Genomic DNA, 17,218 nt, shown 5'->3' with positions numbered 1-17,218 from the left:
GACCCAGCAAGCGCGCAGCGGCGGAAAAATTGCCACTGGCCAGCAAGGTGCGTACCCGCGTACTGGAAACGCGCTCGTCGTCCACGGTGAAGGTGCGTGTGTGCTCTACGCCAAAACCCTGGGTGCTGCCGACGTCTGCCAGCAGCGCGAAATCACCAAGACGATCGCAGCCAAAGCGAAAGTCATCGCCCACCACAAGATGCTTAACGCCCAAGCCATCAATCAGCACCTGATCGATAAACTCACGCCCGGTCAGGCTGCGCAGCGCCTCGTTAAACGGCAGCACCAGCACCTGCTCGGCGCCGAAATCACGCAGTAGGCGGACTTTTTCACGCAGCCGCGTTAAGCGTGGCGGCGCTTGATCACCGGCAAAAAACTCGCGTGGCTGGGGTTCAAACACCACCACGGTAAGCGGCACATTCCAGCGCGCCGCATGCTCGCGGCACTGCTGAAGAATGGCTTGATGGCCGCGATGCACCCCATCGAAGTTTCCGATCGTTGCAACGCAGCCACGATGAGCCGCTTTTAAGTTGTGCAGACCTCGAATGACGCGCATGGCACCTCAGCCGTTAGAGGACATAAAGCCTCTGATTATAACGAACACGCCGTGTAACAAATACACCCGCTAGCGCGCAGTCTCACGATTGCATTTTAAAATGCCGAAAGCGCAGTCCAAATGCCACTAGCCACGCTGCGTAAAGCGAGCCGCCCATCATTACTAAACCGCTCACCCAGGCTATCCGCTGCCAAAGGCTAAAAGTCAGCCATGCCTGCCAGTCAGGGGCGACAAAATAAAGCGCCCCACACATTAGCGCACTGCCGCCCACCAGCTGTATAGCGTAGCGTTTCCAGCCAGGCTGAAAGACCAACACACCCTGTTTATGCAGCAAATAACCCAGCAAGCCAGCATTTAGGAATGCAGAAAGTGCCGTCGCGAGCGCCAGCCCTGCATGAGCCAGCGGCCAAATCAGAACAAGGTTCAGGGCCATATTAGCGACCATGGCAATAATGCCAACCTTCACCGGGGTACGCGTATCTTGGCGAGCGAAAAACCCCGGTGCCAGCACTTTAATCAGCATAAACGCGACGAGGCCGAAGGCGTATGCCCGCAGGCTCATTGCCGCCATTTGAATGTCGTTGTCGGTCATCGCGCCATAATGAAATAGCGTAATCAACAGTGGCTCCGCCAACACCGCCAGCGCCAGCGCGGCCGGCAAGCCTAGCAATAATACAATGCGAATAGCCCAATCAAGCATCGCCGCAAAGTGCTCTTTGGACTGGTCGGCGTGGCGCTTCGACAGCGCGGGCAATATCACAGTACCAATCGCCACCCCGAAAACGCCAAGCGGTAGTTCAACGAGGCGGTCTGAATAATAAAGCCACGACACGCTGCCCGCGGCCAGCAATGAGGCCAGCACGGTATCCAGCAATAAATTAATTTGCGACACCGACACACCAAACAGTGCCGGGCCCATCAGTTTTAGAATCCGCCGCACGCCTTCGTGGGCAAAATTGGGCCATGGCGTGGGCATCAGCCCTAAGCGCAGTAAAAACGGCACTTGAAAGGCCAACTGCGCAATCCCGGCAATCAGCACGCCCCAGGCCAGCGCCATGGCCGGCTCTTCCATCATCGGCATTAAGAACAGCGCTGCGCCGATTAGCGAAAGATTAAGCAGCACCGGCGTAAAGGCGGGTACCGCAAAGCGGTTCCAGGTATTCATGACGCTGCCGGAAAACGCAGTGAGCGAAATCAGTAGTAAATAGGGGAACGTTAGCCGCAGCATATCCGCGGTTAGCGCCAGCTTTTCAGGGTCACGCCCAAAGCCGGGGGCAAACACCCAAATAAGCCACGGCGCGCAGAGCATCGCCACGGCGGTAATCAGCGCCAATACCGCGGTTAAGCTGCCGGCGGTAGCGTTCAGCAGCTCACGAATGTCTTCTCGATTACGCTGGGTAGAATACTCTGAAAGCACCGGCACAAAGGCCTGGTTGAAGGCCCCTTCCGCAAACAGCCTGCGCAGGAAATTGGGTATTTTAAACGCGACGAAAAACGCATCGGCACCGCCGCCTGCCCCTAAAAGCGTAGCGACCACCACATCACGCGCAAGCCCCATCACCCTCGACAGCATGGTCATTACGCTCACCACGAGACCAGAGCGCATTAGCCCACGGCGGGCTGACGAGGCATCGGGGGAAGTATTGGGTGTTTTTGTCGCCGTCATAAGCTATCCAGAAACCCCGCCAAAAAAACGTATCTAGTAATCGTAACTAGAGAAACCATTCAGACACAAAAAAACCGGCCGCAGCCGGTTTTTTTGTGGCGCCTGACGGCTCTTCAGGCGAGCTGCTTTCTTCTTAGACAGCACGTCTTTGTCTGCAATACGGTCAACGACCGGCTGCATAGCCTTGAACTCTTCCATTGCCTTAGCGTGGTCGCCGGTGCCGATCGCTTTCACTACACGCTTAATGTAGGTGCGGACCATGCTGCGCTGGCTGGATTTCAGGACGCGACGTGTCTCGGCCTGGCGGGCGCGCTTGCGTGCTTGCTTGCTGTTCGCCACAGGGTATCTCCTTGGAGAATAAAGGTTGCCGATAAGCGACAACGAAATTAAATATGTATTCATCGGCTGCGCTATCACAGCGCGACGTTTCACCCTACAAAACTAATCCTGCAAAAAAATCATAAAAGACAGCTGCTTAGCACTGCCTTTTCAAAATCCTTGCCTAACAGGATGGCGTAGTTTATCACGCGCTACGCGTGCTTGCTAGCGGTTGTCAATACGCCGGCGACGGTAAAGCAGAGCATTCCACACGAAATAGAACCACACAGCACTAGACAGAACCTCCCCACACTACAAAATCAGGATTCAGCACTTGCGAGGGATCGGCGTAGCACAAAGGCTTTCCGCCTAATGTCACCACGCGCCCGCCCGCCTGCTCAACAATCAACTGGGCGGCGGCCGTATCCCACAGACTGGTTGGCCCAAAACGTGGGTAAACATCGGCGCGGCCTTCGGCGATCAAGCATGACTTTAACGAGCTACCCATCGGCTGAACGCTATGTTTTCCAAGCGCCGCCAACCAATCTGACATCCGCGTATCAGGGTGCGAGCGGCTACCCAGCACGCGCCATGACTGCCCTTCTAGCGGCGCGGGGGCGGTATGAATCTTCACATACTGCCCGCCTTCGGCAACTTTAAATGCGCCTAGGCCATTGGCGGCTAAATAGGTAAGCGATAAAGCCGGCGCCACCACCACGCCCAACACCGGTTGCCCGTGTTCGATTAGCGCAATATTGACGGTAAATTCATGGTTACGCTTAATAAATTCTTTAGTGCCATCCAACGGGTCGACCAGCCAATAAAACCCTTCGCCGTTAGCACCTTCAAAGCGCTGGGTATCTTCTTCAGAGAGCACCGGCACGTTAGGCGTCAGCGCCTGCAAACCCCGCACGATAATCACATGTGCCGCTTTGTCTGCCTCGGTCAGCGGGCTATGGTCAGCCTTTAGCTCAACGTCAAAATCACGGCGATACACCTGCATAATCGCCTCGCCCGCCTTAACAGCCAGTTGCTCAACGTTTTCAAGTAACGCTTTGGTCAGTGTCGGCATTTCATTCTCAGACAATATACGTTCAGCGCTTACGGCACAGACTGCCCCGAGGGAGCTAAAATTTTGCGTAAAAAGTGCCGCGTTCGTTCATCTTTGGGCGCGGTAAATAGCGTTTCAGGCGGGCCCTGCTCAACGATACCGCCGTCATCCATGAATACCACGCGGTCGGCGACCTCTCTGGCGAACTGCATTTCATGGGTCACGACGATCATCGTTTGGCGCTCAACCGCCAACTGCTTCATCAGGCTCAACACCTCCTCTACCCACTGCGGATCAAGGGACGAAGTAGGCTCATCAAATAAAATCACATCGGCATTGGCCGCCATGGCCCGGCCAATACCTACCCGCTGCTGCTGGCCGCCGGAAAGCGAGGCCGGGTAAGCATCGGCTTTATCAGCCAAACCGATTCGCTCCAGAATTTCCCTGGCGCGCGCATGCGCCTTCGCTTTGGACAGCTTATCCACCACGATCATGCCTTCGCTGATGTTCTCAAGCGCGGTTTTATTGGCAAATAGGCCGTAGCTCTGAAACACGAACGCCGTACGACGGCGCAGGGCAAGAATATCTGCACGGCTGGCGCGCTGCGTGTCGATACTCAGGCCGCCCACCTGCAGGCGGCCTGAATCCGGCCGTTCAAGGAAGTTAATACAGCGCAGCAGCGTTGACTTACCGGTGCCTGAAGGGCCAATGATCACGATGATCTCGCCTTGCGAAAGGCTTAAATCAACATTGTGAAACACCGTATGAGTGCCAAAGCGCTTGGTAATGCCTTGCAGCGAAATCATCGTTGGTAGGCCTTATTCAGATACGTTTCTAACCGGCGCTGCCCCCAGGAAAGCACTTCCACCACCGCCCAATAGATAAGCGCCACCAGCAAGAACGCCTCTAAATACAGAAAGCTGCCTGCGGCCTCTTTTTGTGTCGCACCCATTAGCTCAGTAACCCCCAACGTAAACGCCAGCGAGGTCGCTTTAATCATATCGATGAAATAGTTCATCAGCGTGGGCGTAGCTACACGGGTAGCTTGCGGCAAAATAATCCGCCGCATCAGTTGCGGTTGTGTCATGCCGATGGAGAGCGCGGCTTCGGCTTGACTGCGGTCTATTCCCACAATCGCGGCGCGAATAGACTCGGCCATGTAAGCAGAAAAGTGTAGCGTGATTCCTAATACCGCCGCCGTCACGCCATTAATCGAGACCAACGCTTCCACCAGCTGCGGCAAACCGTAGTAGAACAAAAACAGCTGAACGAGCAGCGGCGTACCGCGGAAAAACGAGATAAACAGCATTGAAAACCCGTTTAACACCGGCACTTTTGATACGCGCACGACCGCCAACAGGCATGCCAAAATCAGCGCAAAGAACATGGCAGTCGTCGCCATTTGAAGGGTGAGGGGCAAATAGCGCAGCAGAACCGGCAGCAGCCCCCACATATATTCAAGATTAAGCATGGTAGTTAAACGTACCAGTAAACATGTCAGTAAACATCGCTACTTCGCTTATAAACAAACGGCCGTGGCAATGCCACGGCCGTGTTCAACAGGTTAAGCCAATCATTACGGCTGAGTGATATCCGTATTAAACCACTTTTCAGATAGCTCGCGCAGCGCTCCGTTTTCACGCAGTTCTGTCAGTGCCGCATCAACACGGTCACGCTGTTCACGACCCGCTTCGTCATCGCGAAACGGCAGTGCGTTTTCGATAGTGGTAAACGGCTGGCCTGCCAGCATCAACGGTAAACCCCGCTCGCCAATGACCTGCGATGCACTCACGCGGTCCATCACGAAGGCATCAACACGGCCCAGGGCCACATCCTGCTCAACGTTAGACTCGTAGGTACGAATGTCAATTTCATCGGCATTGGGCTGTTCCCGCAGCAGTTGTTCGTAGTTAGAGCCAAGGTTCACCGCAACGCTTTTGCCGGACAAATCTGCAACGCCTTCAATGGCATCATTGCCTGCCTTCACAACCACCTGTGCCCCGTCATACACATAGGGCGCGGTAAACACGTACTTGGCTTCGCGTTCGGGAGTGATGGTGATCTGGTTGGCAATCGTATCGATACGCCCAGACTCCAGCATACCCGCCAAGCCAGAAAAGCTTGCAGTAACGAACTCGATATCGTCACCAGAAAGCTCACCCACCGCGTTCATGACGTCAACCTCAAAGCCTCTCAGCTCGTCTTGCTCAACGTAGGTGAACGGGAAATAGCCCCCAGACATGCCCACGCGTAATGTATCCGCTTGGACTGAAGCAGCAAACAAACCACCTGCAATGCTGAGTGAGAGTGCTGCAAGAGTAAGGTTAAATTGGCGCGCTAATCGCATACATTTGCTTCCTTCTTAAGTGGCCAAAAGGCTAATGAAGATTATCTTACTCCCTCAAACAAAAACGAACAAAGGGATATTAAATCTTCTTTTTATTCTTTTTTTGAATATATTGCCCGCTGAGGCGCCCGGCTCGACCTTATCAAGCAGCTCATCCCACAGTAGCGGCTGATAGCAGGCCCGGCATTGTTAAACTTTTGCCTTGCCAGCAATCACTGTTGTCCAATCCCGCAGGTTAAGGCTAGTGAAAGCAAATGCCCCCTCTTGCCTAATCTGGCCAACGTCTATTCTTTTTCATAGGCCACTCCACAACAGACATTGGTCCAATCTAGATATTGGCCCAGCTTAGACCTTAGTCTATAATGCACTACACAAGCCCACCTTGGGCTGACTGCTGGAGAACATTTGATGCCTTCACTACTAATGCCTCCCGAGCAAATAAAAGCGCCCGTGCCTCTTGCGCATGTACAGCGCAGCCTTCGTCAGTGTTTATCGATTGCCGCCGAGCTGCTTTACGACCATGGCCATGTGTTAGAAACCATTACCCTGCCCCAGCGCGGCTTAACCCGCCGCGAGCTGCTAGCATTAAGCGCGGCTGCCCCTACCTGGGAAATCTGCCAACAGGTGCTGGAAACCAGCGAAGCCGCTACGTTCAACGAGCATGGCTGCTTTGTACTAACCCACCTTGGCCGCGAGCTGATGTTTGATATGTTTGGACAGGGTGCGGCTGACTGCGCCTAGTAGCTCGCATATAGAAATACCTGAACGCAGCGCATAAAAAAAGCCCGCAGGTATAAAACCTGCGGGCTTTTTTGTCATGGTGTTAACGCAGACCAAGCATCGAAAGAATGAACAGAACTACCACGATAAGACCGATGATATAGATAATATTACGCATAGGGCGCTCCTTGCTTAGTGCGTTTTAGGGAAAATCAAAGGGTCGCTCACCCTTGAGCTAGCACCCACATCCTAGCAGGCTTTTGACCCTTTTGCGTAGTGTTGACGCGTTTCGGGGCTCAAAATGTGCTTGTAAGCGAGGCTCCGCATTGACCAGCACAGCGCCTGACCATAAGAGACAGACCACTAAAAAGAATCTGTCCCAACGGTTAATGGCAGATTCGGAACCTCCACGCTGCCTGTAAGCTCGAACCTTTATTCTCTACACCGAAGGTATTGCAATGCGCTCTGACGTTTTAACGATTTCGCTCGCTGTTATGTGGTTATTTCCTACCTTTAGTGCCGCCGCGAACGAACCTTCTGCCAATGCTCTCCAGGCACTTGATCAGCAGGCCGCTGCGCTAAACCGCGTGCATAATGTCGTGGTGGCTTACAAAGGCGATATTGTCCATGAGATTCACCAAGGCGGGCCGGGCGTGGCCTCGGCTACCAACATTAAATCGCTTTCTAAAACAGTGCTTGCGGCTATTGCCGGCGCGGCGATTGAGGCGGGCGTTATCAAGTCCGTTGAGCAGCCGATGGTTGAGCTGTTTGGCGAGCATCTTCCTAGCGGTACTGACCCGCGGGTTAACGAGATCACCGTGGCGCATTTACTGGCCCAGCAGGCCGGGCTAGAGCGTACATCGGGAAGCAACTATAGCGCCTGGGTTGCCAGCCCCAACTGGGTGAACGATGCGATCACACGCCCGTTTGTAGATGAACCCGGCGGGCAAATGCTCTACTCAACGGGTACCAGCCACTTACTTTCAGCGGCCCTCACCCATGCCAGCGGCGAGACCAGTCATGCGCTTGCTCAGCGCTTGCTGGGTGATCCGCTAAATATCAATATTCACCCTTGGTTACGTGATCCGCAGGGCATCTATTTTGGCGGCAATGATATGCAACTTTCACCGCGGGCGCTGATTGAAATAGGTGAGCTATACCGCAACGACGGTATCGTATTTGATGACAGCGGCAATGCGCAGCGCGTACTGCCTGAAGCTTGGGTAGCAGATTCGTGGCTGCCGCGCGGTTTATCACCCTGGACCGGTGACGGTTATGGCTTTGGTTGGTTTATAACCCAGCTGGCAGGAGCAGACGTGTACTACGGGCGTGGCTACGGCGGCCAAGCGCTTTATGTTATTCCCGAGCGGGCGATGACCGTGGTGATTACGTCAGACCCCAACCCACCCTCGCCGGGCGGGCAGTTTCAGCAGCAGTTGAATAGGCTGATCGAAACGCTTTTATCACCGCTATAAATGTTAATGGCTTTCTTCCGCCAATAGCTTGGTGCGAATAAAATCGCTGTGGCTAACGTACAGTAAGTCTGCCAAGCGGCGAATCCGATGCTCTTCTAACGGGTCAACGCTGCCGTCGACCCAGGCTAGCTGCCACATAAGCACGACGAGCTCGCAGCGCTGGTCGTAGTTATAGTGCTCTTTAATCAGGCTGACAAACTGGTAATGATCAACGGCGTCTTCCACCTGCGCCTCGGCCATCGTCATCAGCTCTTCTGTGGCGCTTTCGCTTAACCGATAACGAGTCAGCAGCATAGTGCGCAGGGTGGCCAGCTCGTCATCGGTGGTGTTGTAGTCCGCCCGCACGATTTCACACAGCAGTGCCGCCGTGGCTAGCTCCAGCGTTAGGGTGTGATTTTCACGCTGCTCTGGCTGCGCTAGGGTGCGCTGGAAAAAATCACTAATGGCGTTCAGCATGGGTGTTCTCCTGGATAGCCACAGGCCTTTTTGCCTTAATCCTGCTTGGTAAGTTGCTCTCTTAACTGCTTGGGCACTTGCTTGATGATCAAGCGGTCTTGGGCGGCGTCGTATTCAATGCTGGAACCCAGAAGGTGCGAGTCAAAGCTGATTGAAACGCCCCCCGAGCGGCCGGTAAAGCGCCGGAACTGGCTTAAGGTGCGCTTATCGGGCGGAATCTCCGGCGAGAGCCCGTAATCAGCGTTGCGGATATGCTCGTAAAACGCTTTAGGCTGCTGCTCATTGACGAGCCCTGAGAGTTCTTCAAGCGTCATCGGCTCGCCGCGACGCAGCTGCTCGTGGGCGTAGTCCACCAGCGTGTCGGTTTTGTCACGGCTGACTTCTTCATCGTAATCTTCTTTTTCGACGTAGTCGCTAAACGCCTTGAGCAGCGTGCGGGTTTCAGCCGGTGAGTCTATGCCCTCCTCCATGCCTAGCAACACGGTCAAGCCTTCAGCCAGCTTTTTACCGCCACGGTCTTTCAAGAACGAGACGTACTGCGCGTTGGGCGCATCGCTTTGCCACTGGGTGAGGTTGATGCGCGCCGCTAACGTGAGCTGGCTAGTGTTGAGCTGGGCGGCGGGCACGGCGTGATGCTGAGGATTAATGCCAATGCCTTCACGCTGATGAACCAGCGCGATAAGTAGCGCTTCCGTATCGCCCTGGCGCTGATGGCTGACCACTAAATAGCCACTAACTGACAGCTGCTCTTGAAGCTGCATGGCAAGCCGCTCAGCTAATGAAACGGAAAGCTCAGCAAAGCTTTTCTCGCCGGCTAAGTAGTCGCGCAGCCACATGGCCAGCGGCCCCGCCTGTTCGCCCTCTTCCGCGAAGCGCCCCCAGCCCTTGGGCTTGGTGTTGTAGGTGTCATTGAGCGCACCTACCAGGCTCGTCATCACCGGATCGTCACCGGACTCTGAAGCATTCGGCTCTGAAGTGCCCGGCGCGGCGGTCAAGGTTAAGCGCTCACCGTCTAGCGTCGGGTCAAGGCGGTGCACAATACTTTGCAGTAGCGGCATAGGGGTTTATCAGTGTCCAAGGGTTAGAAGTTGACTCAAGGCTTGAGGCGATAGCCGGTGCGGAACATCCAGCTAATAGTGGCCAGGCAAGCCGTTAGAAATAGCGCAATCATGCCCACGCTAGCTGCAAGACTTACGTCGCTAATGCCGTAAAAACTCCAGCGAAAACCGCTCACCAAGTACACCACGGGGTTCGCTAAGGTGACGGTTTGCCAAAACGGCGGCAGCATATCGATGGAATAGAAACTGCCCCCAAGAAATGTCAGCGGCGTGATGACTAATAGCGGCACAAGCTGCAGCCGGTCAAACCCATCGGCCCAAATACCGATAATAAAACCAAGCAGACTAAAGGTGACGGCCGTGAGCACTAAAAAGCTCAGCATCCAAAACGGATGGGCGATTTCTAGCGGCACGAAAAAGTTTGAGGTGGCTAAAATAATCAGCCCCAGCAGAATCGATTTCGAGGCCGCCGCCCCTACGTAGCCAATCACAATTTCAAGGTGCGAAATAGGCGCTGAAAGCAGCTCGTAAATACTGCCGGAAAACTTGGGAAAAAAGATCCCAAACGACGCGTTGGAAACACTTTGCGTCAGTAGCATCAGCATAATCAACCCTGGCACAATAAACGCCCCGTAGCTGACTCCGTTGATCTCACTGATGCGCGAGCCAATCGCGGCGCCAAATACCACAAAGTATAGCGAGGTGGAAATCACGGGCGAAACGATACTTTGCAGCAAGGTGCGGCGCGTGCGGGCCATTTCCGCCATGTAAATGGCGCGAACGGGATGAAGGTTCATGCGCGCTCCTTAACTAAATCGACGAAAATATCTTCAAGCGAGCTTTGCCGGGTGTTGAGGTCTTTAAAGGCAACCCCTTCACGCTCTAAAGCGCTCAGCAGTTCTGACATGCCCCGCCCGTCTTCTTCTTGGCGGCCGTCATAGGTATAAATAAGCTCATGGCCTTCTACTGCCAAGCTTAGCTCGAAGCGTTGCAGCGCTGCGGGCACCTCGGTAAGCGGTGTTTGTAGATTAAGCGTTAGCTGCTTGCTGCCTAGCTTACTCATCAATACCGCTTTCTCTTCAACCAGCACTATCTCGCCATGATTGATGACCCCGATACGATCGGCCATCTCTTCTGCTTCTTCGATATAGTGCGTGGTTAAAATAATGGTGACGCCGTTGTCGCGCAGCTGGCGTACTACTTCCCACATCTCGCGGCGTAGCTCAACATCAACGCCAGCGGTGGGCTCATCTAGAAACAGAATGCGCGGCTCATGCGAAAGCGCCTTAGCAATTAGCACCCTGCGCTTCATGCCACCTGACAGCGTCATTAGCCGGTTGTGGCGTTTATCCCACAGCGCCAGCGATTTCAGCACTTTTTCGATATGTGCAGGGTTGGATGGCTTGCCAAACAGGCCTCGGCTGAAACTGACCGTGTTCCACACCGTTTCAAACGCTTCGTTAGTGAGCTCTTGCGGTACCAGCCCAATTCGTTCGCGGGCTTGGCGGTACTGGCTGACGTTATCAAAACCGTCGATGACGACGTGGCCAGCGGTCGGATTGACCAAGCCACATACCACGCTAATCAGGGTTGTTTTGCCCGCCCCGTTGGGGCCGAGCAGGGCAAATATTTCACCGCGCTGAATCGTTAAATCGACACGGGTTAACGCCTGAAAGCCACCTGCATAGGTTTTGTTCAGGCCGTTAATGGTAATAATTGGATCGTTCAAGGCGTACTCCCCACGCCGCACCCTCAAAGGGTCGCGGCGCTTGACGGCCTTCAGGCAAACGTTGCGGACATTAGCTGCGGCTGGTGATTTCTAGCAGGTGGTAACCGAACTGTGTTTTGACCGGGCCGTGTACTTGGCCTACTTCGTCGTTGAATACGACTTTGTCGAACTCAGGCACCATTTGACCGGGGCCGAAAGTTCCCAGATCACCGCCTTGGCGGCTAGAAGGGCAGCTAGAATGCTGCTTAGCGACGTCAGCAAAATCGCTGCCGCTCTCAATTTCTTTTTTAAGTGCTAGGCACTGTTCTTCACTGCTGACCAAAATGTGGCGGGCGCTGGCGCGTGACATAAATTGCTCCTAAAGTGGTTTTTTCGTCGCCGTTTTGATGCCGACGGAAACGAGGACGGACTAGTTTATCATGGCCTGCCAAGAGCACCACTGCGGCGTAACGCTTCACCTACGCTTGCCATCGCCCGTTCATGGGCGCTTAAGGCCATAGGGCCGCGCATACAGCTAACAATCACCCAGGGGCCATCGGCGTTAATATCGGCCTGTTCGCGCTCGGCAATGCCCGCATCGCAGCTGCGCCGCTGCTGAGTACCGGTTTTATGCGCGAAGTTAATGCCTTCACCCAAGCCCGCCTTGAGGCGCTGCTTGCCGGAGCTCGTTCGCCGCATCACCTCTAATAGCACTTGGCGCTGCTCGGCATCTAGATTGTCCGGGCCGTGCTGCTCTTGTGAAAGACCCTGCTGCGCGCCGTACAGGCTCGCCAGTAAATCCCCGTAAGCACTCAGCGTACCGATATTTTCGCCCGTGGCTTCGTAGGCATCAAAGGCGTGGTCGTAATCCGGCTGCGCGAAGGTGTCGGTACTCACCCCCAGCGCGCGGGCTAGCGCTTGTGGACGCTGGCTCACCGCGTGTTGACGCAGCGCCATGAAGTCCACACCGCTCAGCGCACGAGCATCGGGGTGCAGCTGGCCATAAATACCTTGGCGTACGCCGACTAGCTTAGTAATAGGGCCAATTTCAGAGGGATCGCCGCCGCTTGCTGCGATCATCCTCCGTGCACGCGCATTAACCGCCGCCAGCCCTACTCGGTCAATCAGCATATCGGTGGCGGTGTTATCGCTGACGGTAATCATTTGCTCCATCAAGTAACGAATAGAAATCGGCGTGCCGGGGTCGTGCCAATTGGTGGGGCCCGCGCCATCGACAAAGTCGCTGCGCGCAAGCGTTAAGCGCTCATCTAGGGTGAGCGTGCCCGCTTGGCGCTCTGCCAGCACCTGGACCGCTACCGGCACCTTAATCAGCGAGGCCAAATACCAAGGGTCATCAGCACGCCAAGAGTAGGCTTCGCCAGTGGCCAGGTTCTGTACATAAACGCCCAGCTGGCCGCCAAACACACCTTCGATAGCCTGCAGTCGAGCAGTTAAATCGCCCTGCCAAGTGCTGCGCTTATCTACCTCGTAGTACCCGTTAGTATCGTACCAATTGGTCTCGTACCCATTAGTCTCGTTAGCCTGCGCGAAGGCAGGCAGTACGATGGGAAGAGCTACGATGAGAAGCGCTAGCGCCATTAACCCACGCCATATCCAGTGTCGCAAATGCGTTACCTCTTTATGCTTTATGTAAAAATCAGCGATGAGCGGCCATCCAACGGATCACCCAAATCCATGCGGCAGCACCGATTATCAACAGCCCGCCAATACCGAGCGCCTGTGGATAGCTGTAAAGGCTCTCGCCTTGCAATAGAAAGCGCAGCACCAAGAAAATCATCACAATGTGGAAAATAAACGCCTTCAGCGCATCGGTGCCAATCATGGTCAGCGGCATTAACAGCTTGGCGGCACGGGCGCCCCCGGCAAGTGCAAGGGCTAACAGTACCAGCGCACCGCCCAAGCTAAACAGCATAAACTCAAGCCCTGGCGGATGCTTGCCAACGTTATTAGCCACCGCCAGCATGGCCGCGTGCACATCGCCGCTGGCCAATGCTAAGGCATAAAATCCACCGACCATGAGCGCCCCAAGCCCCAACAGCGTAAGCACTAAACGACGCCGCGCTACGGGTTCAAAGTAGCAGCGCAGCAGCGCCTCACCAATAAGCAGCCCGACTAAAATCAGCGGTGCACGGCTAATCTGCCCCCATGCGTAGTGGTCTTCGTGGTCGACCAGCAGCGCTTTCAGAATGTCGTTACCACCGAAGGTGAGACTCTGCAGCCACACCGTTAGCACGATGAAGACACCAATAGCGGCGAGGCGGCTCCACAGCGGCGCCCGCGCCCATAGCGGTAATATCAGCGGCACCCACAGCAGCGCGATAGCGTAGAAGCCTAAGATTTCCGTCCATATCGCAAAGCGCCCGTAGAGCAAGGCATCAACAATATCGCTGGCGGGATAGAACGGCAGCATTTCAATCACGAGCAGCGCTTTGTACCAGAACCATACTTCCACAGCGCGCAGCCAAAGCTTGAGCCTGCGCTTAGGCCAATCATCACTTTGGGTATTCGACAGAAATGCCACGGCCAGAGCGATCCCGAACACTAAAATAAACAGCGAGGAAGAAAATTTTGTCAAAAAATGGATCGGCACCATACCCCAGTCCGGCACATTGCGTATGCCGACTAGCCCACTGACCGCGTGACTCATAATCATCAAGCCAATCGCCAGGCCACGCGCCAAATCAATGGCCTGTATACGGCCCTCTGCTTTGGGCAATTGAGGTATTTGCGACCATGTCAGCTGCATCGAGACATCCTTGTAGAGGAGCAATGCACCATTATATCGTGCGCCTTAGTTGATCGTCTTAACGTTGACGCCCCTTAACGGTCAGGCACAAAAATGCCCCGCAATGAACGGGGCATTTTGTGGCTCATCCTTGAGCCCGAGAAAAGTTATTCCTTAAAGATCGCAATTACCACCCGGAATCGCCCTGCTGATCGTCAGCGGGGGGGGCTTCTTGCTCTTCCTCCTCTTCTTCGAAAGTGAATTCTTCCTCTTCCTCTTCATACTCCGTTCCTACGTCCTGGCCTTGCTCTTGCTCAGTGTCGTAAGAGTTGTAGGTACCTTGATCGTCTTGCATGGTTTCTTCTTGCGGTGTCGGTTCTTGCTCTGTGCCACTACCTTCCATTTGTGCAAATGCGAGCGGGCTAGCCATCAGACCAAACGATACACCTAGGATGCCAAGCTTCTTGAGAGAATCCTTCTTCATCATGATACTGCCTCCTAATAACGTTACTTCTTAAACCGCAATACAACAATCATAGTGTGGTTTAAAGGTTAAGAACGTCAGGCCTCTTGCCTGCTCCGCTCTTACCTCTATCACTGCACCCCCCGTGCCAGTTGTTGGCAACCATTAATAAAAATCATTACCAAACAGCATCTTATAGCCCCAACATCCATGCCAAACGTTTGTTTTTATTAATAAAAATTAATGTTTTATTGTTTATAATTGACACATGCTCCTTAACGGTACAGCCAAACGGGGCAATGTAAGCCTGCTATGTTTAATTGCCCCGCCTGCATCTACCGTTTACTCATAGGCCATCTCTTCAAGCTCTTTACCGCGTGTTTCTTTGACGAAGAGAACAACAAAGAAAATCGAGGCCACGGCACTAATCGCATAAAAACCGTAAGCACCGAACAGCCCGACGGAAGCCAACATGATAGGAAATGTCATGGTAATACCAAAGTTGGCTAACCATTGGAAAAGGCCTGCAATCGCCAGCCCCGACCCCCGCATCTGATTGGGGAACATCTCGCCCAGCATTACCCACATCACCGGCCCCCAGGAAGCATTGAAAAACAGCACGTACAGATTGGCTGCAACAAGCGCAAATACACCCATGTCATCTGATAAGCGCAGACTGCCATTTACCATTGTTGCGGTAGAGAAAGCATAGGCGAGGCAGGCCAGTGTTATGGTCATTCCCACGGAGCCGCTCCATAGCAGAGGCTTTCTGCCAATTTTGTCGATCAGCGCAATCGCCAAGAGGCACGCAGCAATACTGACGGCCCCCGAGATCACATTAATCAGCAGCGCATCGCTTTCTGAAAAGCCGACTGATTGCCACAACACGGCCCCGTAATAGAACACCACGTTTATACCAACTAACTGCTGGAAAACCGCCAACCCAATGCCCACCCACACGATGCCATGCACCCTGCCCGTGGTGCGGTTCAGCACATCGCTTAAACGCGGTTTATGATCACGATTCAGCGTGGCATTAACCTCCTGTACTTTGGGTTCAATTTCTTCCTCAGGCATCACCAAGCCAAGTACGCGGCGTGCCTCAGTATCTTTACCCGTACTGATTAAATAACGTGGGCTTTCGGGAATAAACAATAACGCCACTAGGAAGATGGATGCTGGGATTAGCTCAATCCAGAACATCCAGCGCCACGTCGCAAAACCAAACCACAGCTCAGTCATTGCTGAACCAGAAACGTACGCCAGCACATAATTACTTAGAAACGCCACAAACAGGCCTGAAATAATCGCCACTTGCTGGATAGTGGCCAACCGACCGCGATAAGCGGAAGGTGCCACTTCACTAATGTAGGCTGGCGTCATGACACTGGCTGCACCTACCGCAATACCACCAAGAATACGGTACAGCACAAACTCCATAGAGCTGCCAGAAATACCCGACCCCCAGGCGCTGACCAGAAAAAATACTGCGGCCACAATAAGCAATGTGCGCCGCCCAAAACGATCCGCCAAGCGACCGGCGAAGAAAGCCCCTATGGCACACCCCAGCAGCATAGAGGCAACATTAAAGCCCGTACCCGCGCTATCGGAGTTAAAAGAAGCCTGCAGGCCATCAACCGTACCGTTGATGACGCCACTGTCGAAACCGAACAAAAAACCTCCGATGGCGGCAATGCAACATATCACCAGGATATAAGATGAGCGGCTTAGCGTTCGCTGTTGAGTCATACCGTAAGCTCCTTGTATTTATTATTGAACGTTTGTGTTTGCGTATTTTTTTCGGACCACGCAGCGATACGCAAGTCATTGGCATCGCTTATTCCTATTAATACGCATTATTCCTAAGCCCAACCTGCGTCTACCGCCAGCTCTTGCCCGGTGATGGCCTGGCTTTCGGCGCTGGCCAAGAACAGCGCTACGGGCGCGATATGTACAGGTTCAAGCCGTAGTTTGAGACACTGGCGTTCTTGAATGACGGCTTCGTCATTGGGACCAATCCACTTTTCCAGCTGCCGTTCGGTCATCACTGAGCCGGGCACCAGCGTATTAACGCGGATATTGTGCACGCCCAGCTCGCGAGCCAGGCTGCGCGTTAATCCATGTACCGCCGCTTTAGCGGTGACGTAGGCGGGCAAACCGCCCAGCGCCATTTGGACACTCACCGAGCCGAAATTAATGATCGAACCACCACCGTTTTGTATCATCTGTTCGGCCACCGCCTGGGCGGTAAAGAACATAGGCCGTAAGTTAAGCGACATACGCTCATCCCAGTAGGCAACATCGATATCCCGCCAGGAGTGACGATCATCGCTGGCGGCGTTATTCACCAGCGTATGAATAGGCCCGACGTCTTCGCCAGTCTCGGCGACGACCTGCTGTAGGCTAGCCACATCACGAATATCACAGTGGTGGTAAATCGGTGCTTGCCCGGTCTCGGTTTTAAGCGCCGCGACCAATGCGTGGCTGGCATCATCATTGATATCGACGAACACTACCCGCGCGCCCTGATGGTGAAAGGCGCGGGTAAGCTCGGCACCAATACCGCTGCCGCCGCCGGTAATAAAGACCACACGCTGCTCAAGGCTCGCATAGCGCACTGAGTGCTGGTTCATATCGATTCTCATATCCATTTT

Annotated in this window: 19 protein-coding genes; 2 read left to right on the top strand and 17 right to left on the bottom strand. The window is 54.2% G+C overall.

Going from position 1 to position 17,218, the window contains the following annotated elements; genetic code table 11:
• The 7 genes from ribF to ACTH5D_RS10015 all read right to left on the bottom strand — a co-directional run.
• Positions 1 to 556: bifunctional riboflavin kinase/FMN adenylyltransferase (gene ribF / locus ACTH5D_RS10045; protein WP_441670786.1), on the bottom strand; the 556-nt coding region annotated here is incomplete at its 3' end.
• An 82-nt stretch (positions 557 to 638) separates the two neighbouring features.
• Positions 639 to 2,222, bottom strand: a complete 1,584-nt coding sequence (gene murJ / locus ACTH5D_RS10040; protein WP_441670784.1) for a murein biosynthesis integral membrane protein MurJ — start codon at positions 2,220 to 2,222, stop codon at positions 639 to 641.
• 33 nt (positions 2,223 to 2,255) lie between these two features.
• On the bottom strand, positions 2,256 to 2,561 hold the full coding sequence (gene rpsT / locus ACTH5D_RS10035) for a 30S ribosomal protein S20 (protein WP_441670782.1): 306 nt from the start codon (positions 2,559 to 2,561) through the stop codon (positions 2,256 to 2,258).
• A 271-nt stretch (positions 2,562 to 2,832) separates the two neighbouring features.
• A complete protein-coding gene (gene cysQ, locus ACTH5D_RS10030; RefSeq protein ID WP_441670780.1) occupies positions 2,833 to 3,612 on the bottom strand; it encodes a 3'(2'),5'-bisphosphate nucleotidase CysQ in 780 nt (259 codons plus the stop codon).
• A 29-nt stretch (positions 3,613 to 3,641) separates the two neighbouring features.
• A complete protein-coding gene (locus ACTH5D_RS10025; protein WP_441670778.1) occupies positions 3,642 to 4,397 on the bottom strand; it encodes an amino acid ABC transporter ATP-binding protein in 756 nt (251 codons plus the stop codon).
• On the bottom strand, positions 4,394 to 5,062 hold the full coding sequence (locus ACTH5D_RS10020; protein ID WP_441670776.1) for an amino acid ABC transporter permease: 669 nt from the start codon (positions 5,060 to 5,062) through the stop codon (positions 4,394 to 4,396). The genes ACTH5D_RS10025 and ACTH5D_RS10020 overlap by 4 nt, the downstream gene beginning before the upstream one ends.
• 105 nt (positions 5,063 to 5,167) lie before the next feature.
• Positions 5,168 to 5,938 carry an amino acid ABC transporter substrate-binding protein gene (locus ACTH5D_RS10015; protein WP_441670774.1) on the bottom strand — a complete coding sequence of 257 codons (771 nt, stop codon included), beginning with the start codon at positions 5,936 to 5,938 and terminating at the stop codon, positions 5,168 to 5,170.
• 408 nt (positions 5,939 to 6,346) lie between these two features.
• Here ACTH5D_RS10015 and ACTH5D_RS10010 point away from each other — a divergent pair, with 408 nt between their 5' ends.
• A complete protein-coding gene (locus ACTH5D_RS10010) occupies positions 6,347 to 6,679 on the top strand; it encodes a hypothetical protein (protein WP_441670772.1) in 333 nt (110 codons plus the stop codon).
• A 437-nt stretch (positions 6,680 to 7,116) separates the two neighbouring features.
• A complete protein-coding gene (locus tag ACTH5D_RS10005; protein ID WP_441670770.1) occupies positions 7,117 to 8,133 on the top strand; it encodes a serine hydrolase domain-containing protein in 1,017 nt (338 codons plus the stop codon).
• Between the two features lie 3 nt (positions 8,134 to 8,136).
• Here ACTH5D_RS10005 and ACTH5D_RS10000 read toward each other — a convergent pair whose 3' ends face one another.
• The 10 genes from ACTH5D_RS10000 to ACTH5D_RS09955 form a co-directional block, all read right to left on the bottom strand.
• Positions 8,137 to 8,589, bottom strand: a complete 453-nt coding sequence (locus ACTH5D_RS10000) for a TerB family tellurite resistance protein (RefSeq protein ID WP_441670768.1) — start codon at positions 8,587 to 8,589, stop codon at positions 8,137 to 8,139.
• A 35-nt stretch (positions 8,590 to 8,624) separates the two neighbouring features.
• Positions 8,625 to 9,647, bottom strand: coding sequence for a nucleoid-associated protein (locus ACTH5D_RS09995; RefSeq protein WP_441670766.1), 1,023 nt, complete (start codon positions 9,645 to 9,647; stop codon positions 8,625 to 8,627).
• A gap of 35 nt (positions 9,648 to 9,682) precedes the next feature.
• On the bottom strand, positions 9,683 to 10,444 hold the full coding sequence (locus ACTH5D_RS09990) for an ABC transporter permease (protein WP_441670764.1): 762 nt from the start codon (positions 10,442 to 10,444) through the stop codon (positions 9,683 to 9,685).
• On the bottom strand, positions 10,441 to 11,376 hold the full coding sequence (locus ACTH5D_RS09985) for an ABC transporter ATP-binding protein (protein ID WP_441670762.1): 936 nt from the start codon (positions 11,374 to 11,376) through the stop codon (positions 10,441 to 10,443). The genes ACTH5D_RS09990 and ACTH5D_RS09985 overlap by 4 nt, the downstream gene beginning before the upstream one ends.
• 70 nt (positions 11,377 to 11,446) lie before the next feature.
• Positions 11,447 to 11,725 carry a peptidylprolyl isomerase gene (locus tag ACTH5D_RS09980; RefSeq protein WP_096277871.1) on the bottom strand — a complete coding sequence of 93 codons (279 nt, stop codon included), beginning with the start codon at positions 11,723 to 11,725 and terminating at the stop codon, positions 11,447 to 11,449.
• Between the two features lie 68 nt (positions 11,726 to 11,793).
• Complete coding sequence (locus ACTH5D_RS09975) at positions 11,794 to 12,954, bottom strand: serine hydrolase (protein ID WP_441670759.1); 1,161 nt, start codon at positions 12,952 to 12,954, stop codon at positions 11,794 to 11,796.
• Positions 12,955 to 13,012: 58 nt separating this feature from the next.
• On the bottom strand, positions 13,013 to 14,122 hold the full coding sequence (locus ACTH5D_RS09970) for a heparan-alpha-glucosaminide N-acetyltransferase domain-containing protein (RefSeq protein ID WP_441670757.1): 1,110 nt from the start codon (positions 14,120 to 14,122) through the stop codon (positions 13,013 to 13,015).
• Between the two features lie 166 nt (positions 14,123 to 14,288).
• The gene (locus ACTH5D_RS09965) at positions 14,289 to 14,585 is read right to left on the bottom strand and encodes a hypothetical protein (RefSeq protein ID WP_441670788.1); all 297 of its coding nucleotides are present in this window, start codon (positions 14,583 to 14,585) and stop codon (positions 14,289 to 14,291) included.
• 321 nt (positions 14,586 to 14,906) lie between these two features.
• On the bottom strand, positions 14,907 to 16,313 hold the full coding sequence (locus tag ACTH5D_RS09960; RefSeq protein ID WP_441670755.1) for a sugar porter family MFS transporter: 1,407 nt from the start codon (positions 16,311 to 16,313) through the stop codon (positions 14,907 to 14,909).
• Between the two features lie 113 nt (positions 16,314 to 16,426).
• The gene (locus ACTH5D_RS09955) at positions 16,427 to 17,197 is read right to left on the bottom strand and encodes an SDR family NAD(P)-dependent oxidoreductase (protein WP_441670753.1); all 771 of its coding nucleotides are present in this window, start codon (positions 17,195 to 17,197) and stop codon (positions 16,427 to 16,429) included.
• Positions 17,198 to 17,218: the final 21 nt, after the last annotated feature.

The organism is Halomonas sp. (genome assembly GCF_052095695.1).
GTDB lineage: Bacteria > Pseudomonadota > Gammaproteobacteria > Pseudomonadales > Halomonadaceae > Vreelandella.
Note: the sequence above shows the minus strand (reverse complement) of the source record. Positions and strands in the feature narration are given on the sequence as shown.